The sequence below is a fragment of the Thalassotalea coralli genome, assembly GCF_055786205.1.
The window spans coordinates 1-20,292 of record NZ_JBVVBK010000010.1 but is presented as its reverse complement, the minus strand read 5'-3'; the positions used below and the strand labels follow the sequence as shown (position 1 = coordinate 20,292).

Genomic DNA, 20,292 nt, shown 5'->3' with positions numbered 1-20,292 from the left:
AGATACAGCAGGCCAAAACTTTGAATCAACATATCTTCCGAAAAAATACCCCTCTTGTCGTGTTTGACCTAGATAGAACACTATTAAACAAACAGTCAGAACTAACGCCATACACAAGGGAAACATTGGACGAGATGGGCAAGCGCGGTATTCACTACACCTTAGCAACAGGACGAAGCTTTCTTTCCGCGGCTAGAGTTATTAAAAACCATACTTTTCCATTACCGCAAATATATACCAATGGCGTGGTTACATGGTGCCCTACTCGAGATCTATTCAGCTTCGATAATTGCTTGAGTTTAGACGAAAGCTTATTAGCGTTATCGGCGATGAATTCAGATTCTGCCCATCCATTTATTAGTGCTATCGATAACGATGGTCAACGCCTAATTTTCCACGGTGAGTACAAAAACGACATAGAACAACAAATCTTAGAGCGCTTAAGCGAGCTCAACGGCACAACTCTGTTGCCTGTAGATAAAATTGCAGACGGTATTCAAATAACCAATATCAGCATGATTGGCCCTAGTGAACACGTTATTTCAGCGCACGATAACATTGAAAGCATTGAACATTTAACTGCGTATTCAGGTCAGGCTGTTGAACATGAAGCGTACCGATGGATAGACATTCATCATATCCAAGCCAACAAAGGAACAGCTGTTACACGTCTAAAGGAACAGTTAAACCTTGATTCTGTGATTGTGTTTGGCGATGGCGACAATGATATGAGTATGTTCGATATAGCCGACGAGTGTTATGCGCCAGAAAATGCTAACCAAGAGAATAAACAAGCCGCTACTGCGGTTATCGGCCATCATGATGAAGATGGCGTTGCCAAGTTTTTAAGAGAGCGCTTTGAGCTATAGTTTGGCGGTTAAAAGTAACATTGTCATAAAAAAGAACTGCGCGCCGTAAAAACGCTACCACTGTTAATTTTGCCCAACAAAGCAAGTTGATTGACTTATTTTAAAACGTTCAAAATGGATTTATTTAGTCGCATAAAATCGCTCTAATTTTGTTTAAATTAAAAACAGTTTCTTTTAGCGATTACATTAATGTCTTTGAAATATGCCGATAAAACCGTTATACAAGTAAGTAGCTAAACTTAAAAAAACAGAGCAATAAATAGCTTATGACGTATTACCGTTATTTAATTCTGCTTTTCATCATCCCCATTTCATGCTGGTCTGACAATGTTAGATTTAATCATTTCAACACTGAAAATGGATTAAGCCAAAATGTAATTACAGCAATTGCACAAGATGAACAAGGTTTTTTATGGTTTGCTACTCAGAACGGGCTCAACCGTTTCGACGGGTTTAGCTTTGAGCAGTTTTATGTCAAAAACACTAACGAACAAAACGGTTTAGCAGCCAATTACATACGTACACTCTATTTTCAAGCTCCAAACTACCTTTGGATCGGTTATGACACACATGGTGTCAGTCGTTTCGACTTAAAGTCTGGTAAAATCGACAATCTGGACCTATCTCTAATAAATCAGTCTGCAGATAGTAATGTCACCCATAAGATTATCGAATGCAATGGTGATATCTGGGTAGCTAATTACGCTGGAATAGCCGTTATACAAAAGAAAAATGCGCAACCAGATAAAATGCTAATCGTAAACGAAAAGCTAGCAAACAAGTCGGTTAACACGATTTTTAAGGACCAAAATGATAATTGTTATGCTGGGATTCACGATGGTCTTTATTTGTTTAATACCGACAGTAGCTCCTTCAGAAAAATTGTTGACCAACTAAATGTTACCGATATTTTTCAAGACAAGAGCGGAACATTTTGGTTGGGAACAAGCAAAGGAATTTTCAATTACAGTAACTTCAAGGCTGATTCCCCTCTAGAGCTGATAGAAAAAGGACTAGAGGAGCATTATATTACCGACATAGCTCAACTCCCTTCAGGTGATATATGGATCGCTACGCGCACTTCAGGCATTTTCGTAATGCCGAATGAAAACAGTGAATGGCAACAAATCACCCATAAACCGAACTCACCAAGCTCTCTTCGAACCAACAATATCAATGAGATATTCATAGATGCCGTTAATAATATTTGGGTTGCCTCTGTTGGCGGTGGTAGCTCCCAATTTACCTTTAGCAAGCAAAGTTTTGGGCACATCAATAACGAGTTTTTCGATATCAAATTCAATAACGACATTCGAGCCATCAAGAATGATAAAAATGGCTTTACCTGGTTTGGCACAAGTAAAGGCCTTTATCGCTGGGACCGATTAAACAACCAGATTGTAAATGCGAAACAATTAAACTTGCCTGACTACTTATCTAAGCACTTTATTACTTTCATTCATTTTGATCGTAAAGACTTTATGTGGGTCGGTACTTTAAACAATGGCGTATTTAAAGCACCATACAACAGCACGACGTTCAAGCAATACATTTATCAAGAAAGTATACCGGGTAGTTTTCCGGGTAGTCGCGCGCTAAATATTCTTGAAGATAAACAAAGCAATATATGGATAGGCACCTACTACAATGGGCTAGCAAAATACTCAGCCGAAACTGATACCTTCACAGCGACTAAACAAGGTAATAGTGAACTGCATTTGAGCCACAATAAAGTGTCTTCAATAATAGAAGATGACTTTGAACGAATTTGGACGTCGACTCATGGTCAAGGCTTAAACATACTCAATAAAAAGTCATTAAAAGTTATCAAAATTACCAAAGCATCCCATGGCATTATTGATGATGTCATTAACAGTATGGCCAAAGATGACGACGGTAGAATATGGCTTGCTACCGATATGGGTCTATCCATGATAGATAGCAGAAATTTCACAGTGCAAAACTTTGATAAAACAAAGGGCTTGCCTGATAACACCCTCTACTCCCTACAAATAGATCATGACAATAACTTATGGATAGGTACTAATTCGGGGCTAGTAAGGTTAAACATTGCTAATAAAAAGATAACTGCATTTAATGAACAAGATGGAGTTCAACATAAAGAGTTTAATACCACGGCAAAGACAATTGACGAACAAGGTAGAGTTTATTTAGGCGGGCTAAATGGTATAAATCACTTTTTACCGCAAGATATTGTCAGTGAAAAAGCAAATCCAGATGTCATTATCAGCCAGTTTTACTTACAAAATGCGCCACTAAAAAGTAAAGCTTGGCAAATCGAATCTCCCTTATTAAACAGAGCAAGCTACAGTGAAAGCCTTAGTATTAAAACATCCGACTTATTAGACATTCATTTCTCAGCGCTTAATGTAACCAACCCACAAAATTTATATTTTTACTACCGACTTTTACCCCTTGATACTAACTGGTACCTAGCTAAACCAGGAGATAACTCAGCAAGTTATTATCGGTTAAGTCAGGGAAAATACCAATTTGAAGTCAAGACTACCCCACATCCAAACAGTGCATTTAGTGACATAAAAAGACTGAATTTGACGGTTCAAGCTCCTTGGTGGCAAACATCTTTTGCTTATGGGGTTTATTTCATCTTTGTTGTATTAATTCTCTCATTAATTATATTTTTGCAATTTAGAAAACGCCAAGCTGAGTTAAACTACTTTAAAGAAGTCGAGGAAAGCCAACAGAGATTATCACTAGCTTTATGGGGAAGTGGCGATAGTTTATGGCACTGGAGTATCACCGATAATGAGATGATCCGTGAAAAAATCTATAAAGATAAAACGATTCCAACTCGTACGCCATTTTCACTCAACCATTTAGAACGTATCGTTCACCCAGATGATCTCGCAAGAGTTAAAGAGCGACTATTACAAACACTGCATGGTTATGTTGACCTTTATCAAGCCGATTACCGTATTAAAAATGACGAAAATCAATGGTCGTGGGTACTCGATAGAGGGCAAGTTAGCCAGTTTGACAAAAATAACCAAGCGATAGAAATCGTTGGCACAACACAAAACATATCTGAATTAAAACAAGCTCAACTTGAATTGGCCGCACTAAATGCAGAACTAGAGCAAAGAGTTGACTTACGAACACAAGATTTAGCCCAATCAAACCAAAAGCTAGAAAACACGATAAAGCAATTAGAGTTAACGTCTAATAAACTAATTCAGATGGAAAAAATGTCTGCTCTCACTAACTTAGTTTGTGGATTAGCTCACGAAATAAATACCCCACTCAGTATCGCCAAAACATCCCTGAGCTCACTACAACACGAAGCAGATAGCTTAATAGAGAATTTATCTTCTGGTAAATTAAGCCGAGAGAAATTTGAAAACTACCAAGAGAAATACGGCCAAGCAAACAAACTTTGCCAAGACAATATTAATAAAGCAATCACATTGATAAATGAATTTAAGCGAATCTCTGTTCGTGATAATGATTACGTTTTTACAGATATAAACTTAGATAGGGTCATACAACAATTAGTCGATAAATACCAAGACCAAGCACAAACTCAGCGTGTAGATATCAAATGGCACCATGATAACCCAATTATGATGTACAGCTCTTCTAGAGCTATTCATGATGTTTTAACTGAGCTTTTTGATAATAGTTTCAAATACGCATTTACAAACACAATTCCTCAACCTACGATTACGCTAGAAATTACTGAGCAAACTGATGATTACATCATTCTTGAATACAAGGATAATGGTCAAGGAATCGGAGGTATCGCGAGTGATAAACTGTTTGACGCATTCTCAACCGATGCTCTGACCAGCGGTGGTTTAGGTATTGGTTTAAATATGGCGAGTAATATCATGGTCAGCATTCTAGATAGTGAAATATCTCTAACAGAGGCAGAGAACGGCGTCTGTTTCAGGCTTGTATTTAAAAAGAATCAAAATTTAGATAAATCAATTTCTATTTAATTAAGGATGATACTTTTACTCATTTTGTGGCTTATTCATTACTCGACATTTAAAAGTGAGAGAAGCTCAATAGCCTACAAACATGTATTTGAACGCCAACGCTTAATTTCAGAAACATAAGTTTCTATCCAGCGCTGTGCAGCCTCTTCTTCAGTCAATTTTTCGACAACCACCAGAGAGGACGCATCTACCATCATATCTTTTGTAAAATTAACCTGTTCAATAAACTGAAAAACACAGAAGTTATGTTGTTGGAGTGCTTTAGAAGCAGCTTTTTTTAACCAACCGTGCTTTCGATTTCCACAGTCCTTTACGTAATCTTTATTTAGCCCCCAATCTGGATTGATTTCGCACTGCTCTTCATATTCCGGAAATTGAATGAAAGAGCCATTGGCATATTTATCGGTCCAGTTCGGACTCCAATTTAACAATACAATCGGTTGTTGATTTTCTATAGCAAATTCCAATTGCTGCCATAATTCTGTGCCATTCGCTAAACGGCTAATTTGAAAATTTATGTTCAATGCACGGATAATATCAGCATCACCATAATCCCATGGACCACCATAATAGACCCCTTTAGCATCCGAAGGCTTTTTCTTAAATAGTGCAATACATTGATTCAAAGCTGTCCACTTAGGCAATGAGGGACAATATTTTTCAACATAATTGGGATACCACCAGTCTTCGATAACAGTCGCTTTGTGTGTCCCCATATCAATAATTTCATTGTTAGTAACAAGAGGATTAAAACGCTGTTTCATCGAAGGCTCCCATATTTCAATTTGAAAATGAATAGCCCCTCTCTTCAGTGCTCCCCACTGATCTTCTACACTTATTTCAATGTATTCAACGGGAATACCAGAGTCACGAATAACTTTACCAATCGCTTTAGATAACACACGCTGACTTGCCCATTCATTCAATGGAATATAGATTTGCTCTTTGGCCAATGAATTAAAAGGCAAACAAACCGAGAGAATCAAAAATAAACCAATTACTACTTTCATCAACAACCTATGCATTTTAAGGGCTCAGCCTTTAACCATGTAATTATACGACATAATCTGTAGCTAATTCTGATTGTGATAAAATTTTTATAAAAAAAGCGAGCTACATTGAGCTCGCTTTTTACTGAAGATGATTCCAACTTCAGTTGTTTTTAATTTTAGACCAAATTAGTCTTTATACGTATCTACCGCTGGGCAAGAACAAATTAGGTTACGGTCACCGTATACGTCGTCGATACGGTTAACTGTAGGCCAGAATTTGTTAGCTGCTGCCGCTGCTACAGGGAATACAGCTTCTGCTGTTGTGTAAGCACGATCCCAGTTAGCGTCTGTAATGTCAGCTAGTGTATGTGGTGCATTGTGAAGAGGGTTATCTTCTAATGTCCACTCGCCCTGCTCTACTTTACGGATTTCATCGCGAATACAAACCATTGCTTCAATGAAACGGTCGATTTCAACTTTTGCTTCTGACTCAGTTGGCTCGATCATTAACGTACCTGCTACTGGGAACGACATTGTTGGTGCGTGGAAACCGTAGTCCATTAAGCGCTTAGCTACGTCCATTTCTGTGATGCCAGATGCTTCTTTAAGTGGACGTAAGTCAACGATACATTCGTGAGCAACACGGCCATTAGCACCAGTGTAAAGAATTGGGTAGTGCTCGCTTAACTTCTTCGCTAAGTAGTTAGCGTTAGTAATTGCGTATTTCGTTGAGTCAGTTACGCCTTGCTTACCAAGAAGTGCAACGTAAAGGTAAGAAATACATAAGATACCAGCTGAACCAAATGGCGCTGCAGATACCGCACCGTTACCTTTTGTGTTTTCATTCACAGTGATTAGCGCGTGATCTGGTAAGAATGGCGCTAGGTGTGATTTAACACCGATAGGACCCATACCTGGGCCACCACCACCATGTGGAATAGCGAATGTTTTATGAAGGTTTAAGTGAGAAACGTCAGCACCGATGTAACCAGGAGACGTTAAACCAACCTGTGCGTTCATGTTTGCGCCGTCAAGGTATACTTGGCCGCCGTTCGCGTGAACGATTTCACAAATTTCACGAATTGTTGTTTCATATACGCCGTGAGTAGACGGGTATGTGATCATGATACAAGATAAGTTTTCTGCTAACTCTTCAGCTTTCGCTTTAAGGTCAGCCATGTCTACGTTACCGTCTTTGTCACAGTCAACAACAACTACTTTCATACCAACCATTTGTGCAGAAGCTGGGTTAGTACCGTGCGCAGAAGAAGGAATTAAACAAATGTTTCTGTGCGCATCACCTCGGCTTTCGTGGTACTTGTGAATTGCGATAAGACCAGCGTACTCACCTTGTGCACCTGAGTTAGGTTGCATTGAGATGTTGTCGTAGCCAGTAAGTTCAACTAACCAGTCGCCTAGTTCGTTGATCATTTCTGCATAACCTTGCGCTTGGTCAACTGGTGCAAACGGGTGCATGTTTGCAAACTCAGGCCATGATACTGGGATCATTTGCGCTGTCGCATTAAGCTTCATAGTACAAGAGCCTAATGAGATCATTGAGTGGTTAAGTGCTAAATCTTTGTTTTCTAGCTTCTTAATGTAGCGAAGCATTTCTGTTTCGCTGTGGTATGAGTTAAATACCGGGTGCGTTAAAATTTCTGATTCACGTACTAATTCAGCAGGAATTGAAGAATGACCACAATCAACAATCTTCTGGTCTAATTCTGCTACGTCTAAGCCGTGACCTTCACCTAGTAATACGTCAAATAATGCCGCAACACCTTCACGAGTTGTTGTTTCATCTAAAGAAACACTTACTTGGCCGTCAACGTCTGTACGTAAGTTGATGTCTGCCGCTAATGCGCGAGATACAACTTCTTCTTTGTTGTCTACGTTAAACGTTAGTGTGTCGAAGTAGTTAGCGTGAACAGCTTGTAAACCTTTAGTCGCTGTACCTAAACATAAGATGTCAGTTAAACGGTGAATACGGTTAGCAATTGTTTTAAGACCTTGAGGACCGTGGTAAACCGCGTAGAACGCAGCCATGTTTGCTAATAACACCTGCGCAGTACAAATGTTTGAGTTCGCTTTTTCACGGCGGATGTGTTGCTCACGTGTTTGCATTGCCATACGTAATGCATCTTTACCGCGCGTATCTTTTGATACACCGATAATACGACCAGGCATAGAACGCTTGTATTTGTCACTGGTAGTGAAGAATGCTGCGTGTGGACCACCGTAGCCCATAGGAACACCAAAACGTTGGCTTGAACCGATAACTACGTCGGCACCTAATTCGCCTGGCGCTTTAAGCAATACTAAGCTCATGATATCAGCAGCTACTGCAACGATACCTTTTTTCGCATGTACTTGCTCAATAAGAGTCGAAATGTCGCGAACTTCACCAGAAGCACTTGGGTATTGTAAAAGTGCGCCGAATACATCGTGCTCACCTACAGTATCTGCATCTGCAACGATAACGTCAAAACCAAACATCTCAGCACGTTGTTTAACAACGTCAATTGTTTGTGGGTATACGTTATCCGCTACAAAGAATAAGTTTGATTTTTTGTTTTTAGAAACACGCTTAGCAAGTGCCATAGCTTCTGCTGCTGCAGTTGCTTCGTCAAGAAGTGATGCTGACGCTAAGTCTAAACCAGTAAGGTCTAAACACATTTGTTGGTAGTTAAGAAGAGACTCTAAACGACCTTGTGCAATTTCTGGTTGGTACGGCGTGTACGCTGTGTACCAGCCTGGATTCTCTAACACGTTACGTAAAATTACGTTTGGTGTTAGCGTGCCATAGTAACCTAAACCAATGTGGCTAGTGTTAACTTTGTTTTTGCTCGCAACAGCTTTTAAATCAGCTAGTGCTTTAACTTCAGTTTTGCTTTCCTCAATCGCAGGAAGATCAGCTAAGCGAATGTCGCTAGGCACGATTTCATCAATAAGAGCGTCAACTGATTCGGCGCCAATTTCATTTAGCATCGCCTGTGTTTGTGCTTCATCTGGGCCAATATGGCGGCGAATAAAGTCTTGAGTTTGTTCTAAATCTTTTAGTGATTGAGTAGTCATAAAACTGCTTACCTAAGAAAAACAAGTAAGAAAAAACAAAGCCCCGTCATTTTCATCATTCCGAGGCTTAAATCTGAGTCCTTAACTACGTAACAAACGGAGTTAAGGTTTTATTAACAAAGAACTTTTTACTTTCGTAAACGATTCGTTTTTAGAGAAGGCGCTAAAGTATTGAGTCTTATGAGCTTAGTTACCTAAGTGATTAAGACGAAATACGAGAGCAACGCACTATAAAAGCGAAACGTGACCGAAAATTAGTCTTCGTCGATCGAATTCTCGTAACCTTCAGCGTCAAGTAGGCTCTCTAACTCGCCTGCATCTTCAAGCTTGATCTTGAACATCCAACCGTCGCCAAACGCGTCTGAGTTAACTAATTCAGGAGAATCTTCTAAGTCTTCGTTTACTTCAACAATTTCACCAGATACTGGAGCATAAATGTCTGAAGCAGCTTTTACTGACTCAGCAACAGCTACATCATCACCAGTACTTACAGCTTCGCCAACTTCTGGTAATTCAACAAATACCATATCGCCTAGTAGTTCCTGAGCGTGCTCAGTAATACCTACAGTAACGATACCGTCACCTTCGTTACGTACCCACTCATGTGACGTTGCATATCTTAATTCTGAAGGAATGTTGCTCATTTTCTTGTTCCTAATGTTTCTGTAATTGTTATTAAACTTTGTTTAATGTTCTGCGTGAATTTTCACTATAGAACAGATTCGCGTCAATTCTACCAAATTGACGCAATTAAATTAATCTAGTTGGCTTTTACCGTTACGAACGAAGCTAGGCTTAACAACTTTAACCTTAACTAACTTCTTACGCATTTCAACTTCAACTTCATCGCCTACTTTTACGCTGCGTGGTACACGAGCCATTGCGATAGAGTGTTGTAACGTTGGTGAGAAAGTACCTGAAGTAATTTCACCTTCGCCTGCTTCAGTAACAACTTTAAGACCTGTACGTAATACACCTTTTTCAGTCATCACTAAACCAACAAGCTTTGGTTGGTCGCCAGCTTCGCGTTGTGCTGCGATTACGTCACGACCGATGAAGTTACGGTCTGCTGGTTCCCAAGAAATCGTCCACGCCATGTTTGCAGCTAATGGAGATACTGACTCGTCCATATCTAAACCGTAAAGGTTCATGCCAGCTTCTAAACGAAGTGTATCACGAGCACCTAAACCACAAGGTTTAACGCCAGCGTCTAATAGTTGTTGCCATAAATCAGCAGCTTGTGCTTCTGGTACAACGATTTCGTAACCGTTTTCACCTGTGTAGCCTGTTGTTGCAATGAATAACTCGCCAGCTTGAACACCGAAGAAAGGCTTCATGCCTTCAACTGCGCCTTGTTGCTCAGCAGAAAGAACTGTCGCTACTTTTGCTTTTGCTTCTGGGCCTTGAACAGCGATCATGCCGAACTCGGGGCGCTCAGTAATAGTGATATCGAAACCTTCAGCTTGCTTGTTCATCCAAGCAATATCTTTTTCGCGAGTTGCTGAGTTAACAACTAAACGGTAATCAGTTTCTGAGAAGTGATAGATGATTAGGTCGTCGATTACGCCGCCTTCTTCGTTACACATACCCGTGTAAAGAGCTTTGCCTGCTACTTCTAATTTAGCAACGTCATTAATAACTAAACGACGTAAGTAAGCTTTTGCGTCTGCGCCTTTGATATCGACAATTGTCATGTGCGAAACATCGAACATACCAGCATCTTGACGAACAGCGTGGTGTTCCTCAATTTGCGAACCATAATTAATCGGCATTTCCCAACCGTGAAAATCAACCATTTTAGCGCCAGACTCTAGGTGCTTAGCATGTAATACAGTCTTGTTCGTCATTATTATTTCCAATCAAATTGTCGCTGTTTACCTGTCTAAAATAAAAGCAATGTAGACAGGCAATACAAAAATGTGGCGGCAATTATAACCACCTCATTTTATCGATTCAACAAATAAAGATGTATTTTTCAAATAAAAAACCACGAAACGTTATATTTCCGAATTTTAGACACCATCAAAACACTATTCAGAATTATATTTTTAAAATCATTGGTTTTAAGAGTATTTATGTAAATAATTCGTCTGTTCACGGAACAATTACTGACAATTACCCCTGTCGACCGTATTTTATTGCATAATTAACCAATTAGTCAGATTAAAATTTAGTTTTTCTTCAGCTCGACATTAATTCGGGCAAATTGTCTTTTTGACCAAGCGCTTGTTTAATTAACTGCTGTTTAATTAAAGGGACATTGTTAACTAGCGTCATCCCCATTCCTCGCAGAAATTTTAAAGGCTCATGCTGAGGCGTAAATGCTTGTTTGATCCCTTCCATAGCTGAAATCATCGACATAGCATCAGCTTTGCGCCATCTTTGGTATGCTAGCAAACTAGATTCGTCAGGCCATGTTGAACTGCGTTTTGCTTGTCCAAGAATTTGCGCAAGACTTGCAGCATCAACAAAACCTAGATTTACGCCTTGTCCTGCTAACGGATGAATAGTGTGAGCAGCATCACCAACTAAAACGATTCTATTTTCCACAAACGACTGAGCGTATCGCATCGTTAAAGGAAAACGAAACGTATCAGTTTTGAGAGTAACTGTGCCTAATTTGCCATCGCTAGCTGCGGTAAGTGCTTGACCAAACGCTTCTGCATCTATAGCCATTAACTCATCGCACTTTTCAGGGGTTGCCGACCACACAATAGAACAAAGCTTGTTGTTTTCGCTGTCCAGAGGAAGAAATGCCAAAGGACCTGTAGGTAAAAAGTTCTGCCACGCTGTTAATTGGTGCCCTTGTTCACACTGAACAGTTGCGACAATGGCATGATGATCATAGTCGCGAAAAGTCATTGCGATATTCGCTTGTTGTCTCACCCAAGAGTTTGCACCATCGGCGCCAACCACTAATCTAGCTATTATGGGTGGCTGAGTCTCGAATGTAGCGAAAACTTCTTTGTCACCTTGGGATAAGCTGGTTAGCTTTTCTTGTTGGAAAAAGCTAATGCCAGAATCTAATTCCGCTTGCTTCCACAGAGCTCTGCGAATCACATTATTTTCGACGATCCAACCAAGTTGGCCTCCGTGAGCAAGTTGGTTTAGGTTTGATACATCAGTAGCATCAAAATCTAGTTTTCCATAGCCCATGTCATCCCACACATGCATATGGGTATAAGGCTGACAGCGACTGTTTTCTATTGCAGACCAAGCACCCAGTTTTGATAAAAGTTGCTGACTCGCTAAGTTTAACGCGCTTACACGTACATCGTGCTCTTTCGGAAGCTCTGTTATTTGTTGTGTATCAACAATGGCGACAGAGTATTGGGTAAAGTGACGAATTGCTAGTGCTGTTGCTAGGCCAACCATACCACCACCAACAATTAGTACATCAAACCTTTGCATGTTTTCATTTCCATGAGAATGTTAATTAAATAAATTCGACGAGTAAGAACGTACCATTCATTACAAATACGAGAAGTAGTACTAATAGCCCATCGTCTTTTGCACAAAAGCCTGTTTCGCTGGCTTTAGGTAATTAAGTGCTTTTAAGCCAATATTACGCCCGACAACCAAAGGCACTAAGTCATTAGAAAACAAAGTAACTAGAGAGTCAGTTAGTTTAATAATATTGCCGTGGTCTTGCTGACGCTCACTTGCATATGTCATCAAAGAAGCTAATTGACCAACATCAGCGTTTTCTATACTTAGTTGATTATGTATATGCTTTGCTAACGCTTTGACGTCTCTTAACCCCAAATTAAAACCTTGGCCGGCTATCGGGTGAATGGTATGAGAAGCGTTACCAACCAAAATTAATCGGTGGCTAATTTGTTCATTTGCCTGAATAAGTTTTAATGGGTAGCAAGCCCTCTTACCAATGCGACTTACATTTCCCGACCAATAACCAAAAGAGTTAGCTAGTTCATTTTTAAACGCGTCTTCGCTAAGCGCCATAACATGTTCAGCTTCATTAGGCGTTAAGCTCCACACCAAGGAACATTTTGCGCTATCACGATTTTTATTATCTGTTAGCGGCAACATAGCAATGGGGCCAGTGTTAGTGAAACGCTCAAACGCTTTGTTATTATGTGGTTTAGCCATTTCCACATTCGCTATAACTGCAACTTGGTCATAATCCTTTGCAGAGTTTTCAATGTTTGCCCACTGGCGACAATATGATTGACCACCATCACACGCAATTAATAACGACGACGTTAATTTTGTACCCGACTTGAGTAAAACAGATGCACTTTCGGCTGTCATACCAATAGCGCTTATTTCCTCCGGCATAAACCAAGAAATATTTGCTTGTCGTTTCGCAACATTAAAAATAGCATCGCCCAACAGAGACATTTCAACCACGTAGCCTACGGCATCAACATTGTGATCTTTCGCATATATACGTGCTTTACCGTAGTTGCCACGATCTGATATATGGATTTCTTCAATGGGGTTGGCTTTTGATTGAATGTCGGCCCAAACTGAAAGCTCTTTTAGATAGCTAGCGCTACCATGGGATAAGGCGAGTACACGAGAATCAAACGACAACGCAGCACCACTTTCTTGAACTTGAGGTTCTATGACCGCGATTGACAAAGCAGAGGAGCCTTTTTTAAGCTGGCTTAACGCCAACGCTGTTAAGCAGCCAGATAATCCACCACCAACAACGATAAAGTCAAAATGCGTTGATTGACCTTCTAGTTGCTTGTTATTCATTTAGCAATCAGTCCCTACAAGTTGCTCTATTTCTTCAACAGATTTAACCACGGTTGTTAAGTTTTCATAACCAGATTCAGTGACTAAAATATTGTCTTCAATGCGAATAGCGATACCACGCCATTTTTCATCTACCGATAAATCGTCGCTTGGTATATAAATACCAGGTTCGATTGTCATGACCATTCCGGGTTCAAATGGTCTTGTTTGTCGTCCATCCTTCATTTTATAGTCACCAACATCATGAACGTCTAACCCTAACCAGTGTCCTAAGCCGTGAATGAAATACTTCTTACACGTTCTTTGTTCTATTAGCTCACTTAATTCGCCAGATAATAGTCCTAACTGATGTAAACCTTCTGTAAGGATACGCTCACAAATTACATTTAGCTCACCGAGGCTTTTTCCGGGTGCTATCGCTTCGATACAAGATTCTTGCGCTTTAAGCACTAATTCATAAAGCGCCTTTTGTTCAACAGAGAATTTGCCGTTAATAGGAAAGGTTCTAGTAATATCCGCAGCATAACCTTGGTATTCGCCACCTGCGTCGATTAACAGAAGCTCGCCATCTAAAAGTTGGTCACTATTTTCGGTGTAATGAAGAATATTAGCGTTGTCGCCACCAGCAACTATCGAATTGTAAGCAGCAACTCTCGCCCCTTGTTTAGCCATGACATACAGTAATTCAGCCTCAACTTGATACTCATAGGCACCTGGTTTAGTTGTTGCCATCGCTTTTTTATGAGCAGCACTGCTAATACCACTGGCTACTTTCATTAGTGATATTTCTTCAGCAGATTTTTTAAGTCGTGCTTCGTTTATAAATGGCTTTAAATCGCTTAAATTTTTTGGACAACTGATGCCTTGTCTTTCTTGCTTTCTAACAACCTCAAGCCATTTTTCGATGTTATCTCGGTGGTGCTTTGATTCACTATGGTCAAAGAATAAGTGTTCTTTGTTCTCAACCAGTATAGGTAGGCGGTCATCTACTTCATTCAGAGAATAGCTGTGATCAAAACCAAAAACAGAAGCAGCGCTCTCTGCGCCAACTCTGCGGCCATGCCAAACCTCTTGCAGAGGGTCTTTTGGAAGGCAAAATAAAGTACTGGTAACCTTATTATTACTCTTCTCAATAATACAGATAGCGTCAGCTTCTTTAAAACCGGTTAAATAATAAAATGATTTAGCCGGGCAAAATAAATATTCGGTATCGTTACTGCGTGTAACTTCACTTCCCGAAAATACAACTGCTGCAGAATTATCGGGAAGTTGCTCGGCTATTTTCTGACGCCTAGCTTGATAAACGGTTTTGGCAATGGCACTAGTTTGAGTCATTAGTGAACGGTTTCTTCTTCAGTTTTTGATTCTGGAGGTGTGCCTAACTCGGTAAAGCACAATAACGCGGAAATGCGCACGTATTCCGCAATTTCAAAAAACGCCTGCTCAGTACTTTCGTCTTCTTCAATTTCATCCGACAAGTTTGCGATTTCAGCAAAATCAGTAAGCACTTCTTTAACATCATCTGAAAGCACAGCGTTATTTTTCTGCTCTAAACCAAACCCGAGATTAAACCCTTGTACCCATACAGCTAATGCATTACCTCTTTCTTTAAGAGAATCTTCATCATCAGGGAGTAACAAAGTAAAGCTATAGCTATCATCTAAAATCGCTTGCCACAATTGACTGTATAAAAGCTTTAAATTAATTCTAAGTTCACCTGGCAGGCTACTACCTTCGTTAAACATATCTTCAATTAATGGTACATAGTCACTTTTTTCGAAAGGATAACCGCCACAAATAAGCCCTGTTAGCAATCCGTGAATTTCAGAAGCGTGAAGTTTTACACCGTGAGAAGCGATAATTGCTTGGAGTGAAGAAAAGTCGAGTGAATCGTTAGACATTAATAATGTTTCATGTAAATTTTCAATGCCTCTATCCTACCATTGCACTTGTATAGATAACAATGAAATTGACTGTTAGAACATAGCGTTGATCGCATTTTATACAAATAGTTTGCGCTATGTCATTTTAGCTAATTTCTTGCTTGTATCTGAGATCTTGGTCGTTTATAGTTCAACTTTGAGAGTTAAAAAGATATTTTCTTCATATTTTTTAATTCTAACGTTTGAATTTTAAATAGTTTTTTCTTTGAGATTAGATTTCATGGGTCAACACTTAGTTAGTATAGAAGTTGCTGGTCGTAGACTAAAAATTGCCTGTCCGCATGGTCAGGAGTCTGCGCTATTGCTAGCTGCTAAAGAAGTTAACTCCCGCCTTGAAGCATGTCAAAATCAGGGAAAAGCAATAAAAACAGCGGAACAAACCATGTTAATGGTTGCGTTGAACCTAGCTAACGACTTGCAAGCCAAAGAGGCACAATTCGAAGAAGAACGCGCCAAAATGCAAGGTCAAATCGATTTACTGCAAGATACCATAGAACAAGCAGTTTCCGGTGACAAAAAACAAGCATAACAATACGTTAATGCTTAACTTCTATTCAATCTGACTACTCCCTCTACAAACAAACCATTTGTCACAAAAAAAACTTAGAACATAGCATTTGTTTTAGTATAATTAACTCATGTCTTCTGGGGACGATGGCTAACTATGTCCCTGAGCCGATAAGTTTTACCTAAGGGAATTAAGTTATTGCTATTGTGCAAGCCTGACACGTATCAGGAAGCCTACGGTGATAGCACAATTTCCGCCCTGAACACCCGGTGTTCATGGGTCTAACGTTAGTTGTCGTTTTCCAGAAGCCATACCTTTACTTTCAAGTAAAAAGGTCATATAACATAGCAAGTTCTGAATTACCCCGATAACACTTTGCACGCATTAAAACACTCTCCAATAGGTATCTTTGATTCTGGCTTAGGCGGCCTGTCAATCACTAAATGCATTACACAGTTATTACCTCAAGAATCTATTATATATATTGCAGATCACTTAAAAGCACCTTATGGAGAACTAGGTGAACAAGCCATTATCGAACGGGTTAACTTAATTGCCGACTACCTGGTTTCGCAAGGTGTAAAAGCGATAGTACTTGCATGTAATACCGCAACGGTAAGTGCTATCAACCAGTTACGAGAGCGAATTAAGATTCCTATTATTGGAGTTGAGCCAGGAATAAAGCCCGCTGCCCTAGCAAGTGACAATAAGAAAGTAGGCATTTTAGTGACTCAAGCGACGTCAAAAAACGATAAGTTTATACAGTTAGTTAAAGAACATAGTAACGGCTGTGAAGTTTATACCCAAGCTTGCCCAGGACTTGTTAACCTTATTGAATCAGGTTTAAAAGATAAGGTGGCAACTAAAGCATTACTTGAAAGTTTCATTAATCCTTTAGTGAAAAAAAATGTCGACACCGTTGTTTTAGGGTGTACCCACTACCCTTTTATCAAAGATCAGCTTCAAACATTAGCCGGTGAGCACATTAATATTATCGAAACATCAGAACCTGTAACAAAGCAACTCAGTAGGACGCTCAATGTTAAGCAAATGCTTGCCGAACCAATGTTTCAACCAATTCGCTCCTTTTACTCGACGAATCTAACAGACAAAGTTAGCGCTGTAGCATCTCAGCTATGGCAAGAAAAATTACTGATAGAAAGTTTAAATTTATAAGTATTTATTTTACATGCAAAGATCTAATCGCTAGACCTTAACGTACACTTTACCGGAACCGTTATTTTCCCTTTGAGATTGATAGCACTTTACTATCGATTCGCAACGCTAATTAAGCTTCGCTTTTTATATTAGTGAGGAAGACTAATAGGCAAAAGTTCATTTTAGGCCATTTAGACGTCTAGGCGTAAAAAAGTAGATATTATAAATTAACCTAGGTACAATGCTTTCCATTATCGAAAACTGACTTTAAATGAATACATGAGGTCTTATGTCTAGACATTACTTTACTTCTGAATCTGTTTCAGAAGGTCACCCAGATAAAATTGCCGATCAAATCTCTGATGCGGTATTAGACGCAATTATTGCTAAAGATAAGCACGCTCGCGTTGCTTGTGAAACTATGGTTAAAACTGGTGTCGCAATTATTTCTGGTGAAATCTCTACTTCTGCTTGGGTAGATTTAGAAGATTTAACTCGTAAAGTAATTTGTGACATCGGTTACACTTCTTCAGATGTAGGTTTTGATGGCGAAACCTGTGGCATTATGAACCTTATAGGTCAACAATCTACCGAAATCGCTCAAGGTGTTGATCGCGCAAAGCCAGAAGATCAAGGTGCTGGTGACCAAGGTCTAATGTTTGGTTACGCAACAAACGAAACCGAAACCTTAATGCCTGCCCCACTTTACTATTCACACCGTTTAGTTGAGCGTCAAGCAGAAATGCGTAAGTCGGGTGTATTACCTTGGTTACGTCCAGATGCGAAATCTCAAGTAACGTTTGTATATGAAGATAATAAGCCAGTTGCAATTGATGCTGTGGTACTTTCGACACAGCACAACCCTGAAATATCACAAGATGACCTACACGAAGCAGTAATGGAAAACATTATTAAAGCGGTGTTACCAGCTGAGTTATTAAACGAAGACACTAAGTACTTTATTAACCCAACGGGTCGATTCGTTATCGGTGGCCCTGTTGGCGATTGTGGTTTAACCGGTCGTAAAATTATTGTTGATACATACGGCGGTATGGCTCGCCATGGTGGCGGCGCTTTCTCAGGTAAAGATCCATCAAAAGTTGATCGCAGTGCTGCTTATGCAGGTCGCTATGTTGCGAAAAACATTGTAGCTGCCGGACTTGCTGATCGCTGTGAAATTCAAGTTTCTTACGCAATTGGTGTTGCTGAGCCTACTTCTATCTCAATCGAGACGTTTGGTACAGGTAAGGTATCTGAAGATAAGTTAATCGAGTTAGTACGTGAACACTTTGATTTACGTCCTTATGGCATTACTAAAATGCTAGACCTATTACACCCGATGTACCGTGAAACTGCAGCTTACGGACATTTTGGACGTGAACCATTTGAAATGACTGTTGGCGATGACACATTTACTGCTTTCTCTTGGGAGAAAACAGACAAGGCTGACGCATTGCGCGCATCTGCGGGCATCTAAGAAGCTTCTTAATCATAAAAAAGAGCGGCAATTGCCGCTCTTTTTTTATGTGAAAATTATTTACTCAATTCACTAAGCAGTATTACGAAGATACTACTTCTTTGCTTGTTCCTGTTTCACTGCCAGTTTATCAGCTCTACGTTGAGCAATCACCTGCTCTACATCACCACCAATGTGATTTTCACCGCGTTCTTTCGCTAAGTTAATTTGCTTTTCTCGTTCCGCAAAACGTTCACGTTGCTCAGGCGTATATTTATCTACGCACTTAGGACAACTAACACCTTTAATATAATGCTCGCTTTGTTTTTCCTCTTCAGTGATTGGATAACGACAAGCAAAGCATTGATCATAAATGCCTTGTTCAAGGCCATGAGTTACAGCAACGCGTCCATCAAAGACAAAACAATCGCCTTTCCACATTGAATCTTTTTCTTCTACTTCTTCTAAGTACTTCAAGATGCCGCCCTCTAAGTGGTAAACATCTTCAAATCCTTGCTCTTTTAAATAAGCAGTCGATTTTTCGCAACGAATACCGCCAGTACAGAACATCGCAACTTTCTTGTGCTTAGTTTTATCTAAGTTTTGGGCAACGTATTCTGGAAACTCTCTAAACGTTTCTGTATTTGGATTAACAGCATTTTCAAATGTACCAATCTCCACTTCATAATCATTACGAGTATCAATAAGTAAAACTTCAGGGTCTGAAATCAGCTCGTTCCAATCTTTAGGTTTAACGTAGGTACCAACAGTATGGCGAGGGTCTATGCCTTCAACTCCCATAGTGACGATTTCTTTCTTAAGCTTCACTTTAGAACGCTGGAATGGATTAGATTCAGCATATGAAAACTTATGGTCTACACGACCTAGCCTTTCGTCTTGAGCTAGATGATCTAAGATACCTTTAACAGCTTCGTCGCTACCTGCAATAGTACCGTTAATACCTTCATTTGCTAATAACAAGGTGCCTCGAACATCGGTTTCAAGCATTTTGTTTAACAAAGGTTCTTTTAACTGTTCAAAGTTTTCAAGGCGCACGAACTTATATAATGCGCATACTGTAATATTTTGCATAAACTACCTATAAAGTGAGCCAGAGCGTAAATCTGGAACCCAACAGATGAAAAATGAGTGCGGATTCTAACAGAAGATAGCAAATGAATAAACTATGATAATAAAAAGGTGGTCATCTTAGCTTTATCCGCTAATTAAAATCTAAAGCGGACTATTGCAAAATAAAAGGAGAGTAAGAAATTCCATACTCTAAAACGCAAAAAAACCGTAGCGTTAACTGCGGGTTTTATGAACATGGAAGTTCTAATATCGATAATATTCTGGTTCCTACATGGATGTAGGCTATTAAAGTAATGCAGGAGTAATTACCGAGACGAATGTTTTTATCGACCTCTAAATGCTAGGTATAAAAAAAGCCGCTCATCGAGCGGCTTTTCTTTCTAAATAGGTGCCTAGCAATGACGTGCATGGATGCACTAATGCCGCGATGCCAGGGATGGCATAGAGCGGTGTCCTACTCTGCTTCATTCTTTAGCTTCGTAAAACAGAATATT

General features: G+C 39.7%; 14 protein-coding genes and 1 other RNA gene. 6 read left to right on the top strand and 9 right to left on the bottom strand.

Features of this window, described 5'->3' with window-relative positions; genetic code table 11:
• Positions 1–20: 20 nt before the first annotated feature.
• Together ACOB80_RS19680 and ACOB80_RS19675 are read left to right on the top strand one after the other, a co-directional pair.
• The gene (locus tag ACOB80_RS19680) at positions 21–869 is read left to right on the top strand and encodes an HAD family hydrolase (protein WP_473167586.1); all 849 of its coding nucleotides are present in this window, start codon (positions 21–23) and stop codon (positions 867–869) included.
• Between the two features lie 266 nt (positions 870–1,135).
• Complete coding sequence (locus tag ACOB80_RS19675; RefSeq protein WP_473167585.1) at positions 1,136–4,849, top strand: sensor histidine kinase; 3,714 nt, start codon at positions 1,136–1,138, stop codon at positions 4,847–4,849.
• Between the two features lie 74 nt (positions 4,850–4,923).
• Here the strand turns inward: ACOB80_RS19675 and ACOB80_RS19670 are convergent, their stop codons facing one another.
• From ACOB80_RS19670 to ACOB80_RS19635, 8 genes are all read right to left on the bottom strand, one after another.
• Positions 4,924–5,859 carry an ABC transporter substrate-binding protein gene (locus tag ACOB80_RS19670; protein WP_473167584.1) on the bottom strand — a complete coding sequence of 312 codons (936 nt, stop codon included), beginning with the start codon at positions 5,857–5,859 and terminating at the stop codon, positions 4,924–4,926.
• Between the two features lie 168 nt (positions 5,860–6,027).
• Entirely contained in the window at positions 6,028–8,916 is a 2,889-nt protein-coding gene (gcvP, locus tag ACOB80_RS19665; RefSeq protein WP_473167583.1) for an aminomethyl-transferring glycine dehydrogenase, read from the bottom strand.
• A 254-nt stretch (positions 8,917–9,170) separates the two neighbouring features.
• Positions 9,171–9,560, bottom strand: a complete 390-nt coding sequence (gene gcvH / locus ACOB80_RS19660; RefSeq protein ID WP_473167582.1) for a glycine cleavage system protein GcvH — start codon at positions 9,558–9,560, stop codon at positions 9,171–9,173.
• Between the two features lie 111 nt (positions 9,561–9,671).
• The gene (gene gcvT / locus ACOB80_RS19655; protein WP_473167581.1) at positions 9,672–10,763 is read right to left on the bottom strand and encodes a glycine cleavage system aminomethyltransferase GcvT; all 1,092 of its coding nucleotides are present in this window, start codon (positions 10,761–10,763) and stop codon (positions 9,672–9,674) included.
• Positions 10,764–11,097: 334 nt separating this feature from the next.
• Positions 11,098–12,327 carry a UbiH/UbiF/VisC/COQ6 family ubiquinone biosynthesis hydroxylase gene (locus ACOB80_RS19650; protein WP_473167580.1) on the bottom strand — a complete coding sequence of 410 codons (1,230 nt, stop codon included), beginning with the start codon at positions 12,325–12,327 and terminating at the stop codon, positions 11,098–11,100.
• 81 nt (positions 12,328–12,408) lie between these two features.
• Positions 12,409–13,641, bottom strand: coding sequence for a 2-octaprenyl-6-methoxyphenyl hydroxylase (gene ubiH / locus ACOB80_RS19645; RefSeq protein ID WP_473167579.1), 1,233 nt, complete (start codon positions 13,639–13,641; stop codon positions 12,409–12,411).
• The gene (locus ACOB80_RS19640) at positions 13,642–14,976 is read right to left on the bottom strand and encodes an aminopeptidase P N-terminal domain-containing protein (protein WP_473167578.1); all 1,335 of its coding nucleotides are present in this window, start codon (positions 14,974–14,976) and stop codon (positions 13,642–13,644) included.
• The gene (locus ACOB80_RS19635) at positions 14,976–15,542 is read right to left on the bottom strand and encodes a UPF0149 family protein (RefSeq protein WP_473167577.1); all 567 of its coding nucleotides are present in this window, start codon (positions 15,540–15,542) and stop codon (positions 14,976–14,978) included. The genes ACOB80_RS19640 and ACOB80_RS19635 overlap by 1 nt, the downstream gene beginning before the upstream one ends.
• A 262-nt stretch (positions 15,543–15,804) precedes the next feature.
• Between ACOB80_RS19635 and ACOB80_RS19630 the strand changes: the two genes are divergently transcribed.
• From ACOB80_RS19630 to metK, 4 genes are all read left to right on the top strand, one after another.
• Positions 15,805–16,113, top strand: a complete 309-nt coding sequence (locus ACOB80_RS19630) for a cell division protein ZapA (protein ID WP_473167576.1) — start codon at positions 15,805–15,807, stop codon at positions 16,111–16,113.
• Between the two features lie 110 nt (positions 16,114–16,223).
• Positions 16,224–16,404, top strand: a non-coding RNA gene (gene ssrS, locus ACOB80_RS19625) — 6S RNA.
• A gap of 63 nt (positions 16,405–16,467) precedes the next feature.
• The gene (gene murI / locus ACOB80_RS19620) at positions 16,468–17,268 is read left to right on the top strand and encodes a glutamate racemase (protein WP_473167575.1); all 801 of its coding nucleotides are present in this window, start codon (positions 16,468–16,470) and stop codon (positions 17,266–17,268) included.
• Between the two features lie 271 nt (positions 17,269–17,539).
• A complete protein-coding gene (gene metK, locus ACOB80_RS19615; protein WP_473167574.1) occupies positions 17,540–18,727 on the top strand; it encodes a methionine adenosyltransferase in 1,188 nt (395 codons plus the stop codon).
• 93 nt (positions 18,728–18,820) lie between these two features.
• Here metK and trhO read toward each other — a convergent pair whose 3' ends face one another.
• Positions 18,821–19,798 carry an oxygen-dependent tRNA uridine(34) hydroxylase TrhO gene (trhO, locus tag ACOB80_RS19610; RefSeq protein ID WP_473167573.1) on the bottom strand — a complete coding sequence of 326 codons (978 nt, stop codon included), beginning with the start codon at positions 19,796–19,798 and terminating at the stop codon, positions 18,821–18,823.
• Between the last annotated feature and the right edge of the window lie 494 nt (positions 19,799–20,292).

What these genes read in the sequence shown, in the direction of transcription:
- ACOB80_RS19675 (WP_473167585.1), top strand. Translation starts at nt 1,136, where the DNA reads ATGACGTATTACCGTTATTTAATTCTGCTTTTCATCATCCCCATTTCA.
- ACOB80_RS19670 (WP_473167584.1), bottom strand. Translation starts at nt 5,859, where the DNA reads ATGAAAGTAGTAATTGGTTTATTTTTGATTCTCTCGGTTTGTTTGCCT.
- gcvP (WP_473167583.1), bottom strand. Translation starts at nt 8,916, where the DNA reads ATGACTACTCAATCACTAAAAGATTTAGAACAAACTCAAGACTTTATT.
- gcvH (WP_473167582.1), bottom strand. Translation starts at nt 9,560, where the DNA reads ATGAGCAACATTCCTTCAGAATTAAGATATGCAACGTCACATGAGTGG.
- gcvT (WP_473167581.1), bottom strand. Translation starts at nt 10,763, where the DNA reads ATGACGAACAAGACTGTATTACATGCTAAGCACCTAGAGTCTGGCGCT.
- ACOB80_RS19650 (WP_473167580.1), bottom strand. Translation starts at nt 12,327, where the DNA reads ATGCAAAGGTTTGATGTACTAATTGTTGGTGGTGGTATGGTTGGCCTA.
- ubiH (WP_473167579.1), bottom strand. Translation starts at nt 13,641, where the DNA reads ATGAATAACAAGCAACTAGAAGGTCAATCAACGCATTTTGACTTTATC.
- ACOB80_RS19640 (WP_473167578.1), bottom strand. Translation starts at nt 14,976, where the DNA reads ATGACTCAAACTAGTGCCATTGCCAAAACCGTTTATCAAGCTAGGCGT.
- ACOB80_RS19635 (WP_473167577.1), bottom strand. Translation starts at nt 15,542, where the DNA reads ATGTCTAACGATTCACTCGACTTTTCTTCACTCCAAGCAATTATCGCT.
- ACOB80_RS19630 (WP_473167576.1), top strand. Translation starts at nt 15,805, where the DNA reads ATGGGTCAACACTTAGTTAGTATAGAAGTTGCTGGTCGTAGACTAAAA.
- metK (WP_473167574.1), top strand. Translation starts at nt 17,540, where the DNA reads ATGTCTAGACATTACTTTACTTCTGAATCTGTTTCAGAAGGTCACCCA.
- trhO (WP_473167573.1), bottom strand. Translation starts at nt 19,798, where the DNA reads ATGCAAAATATTACAGTATGCGCATTATATAAGTTCGTGCGCCTTGAA.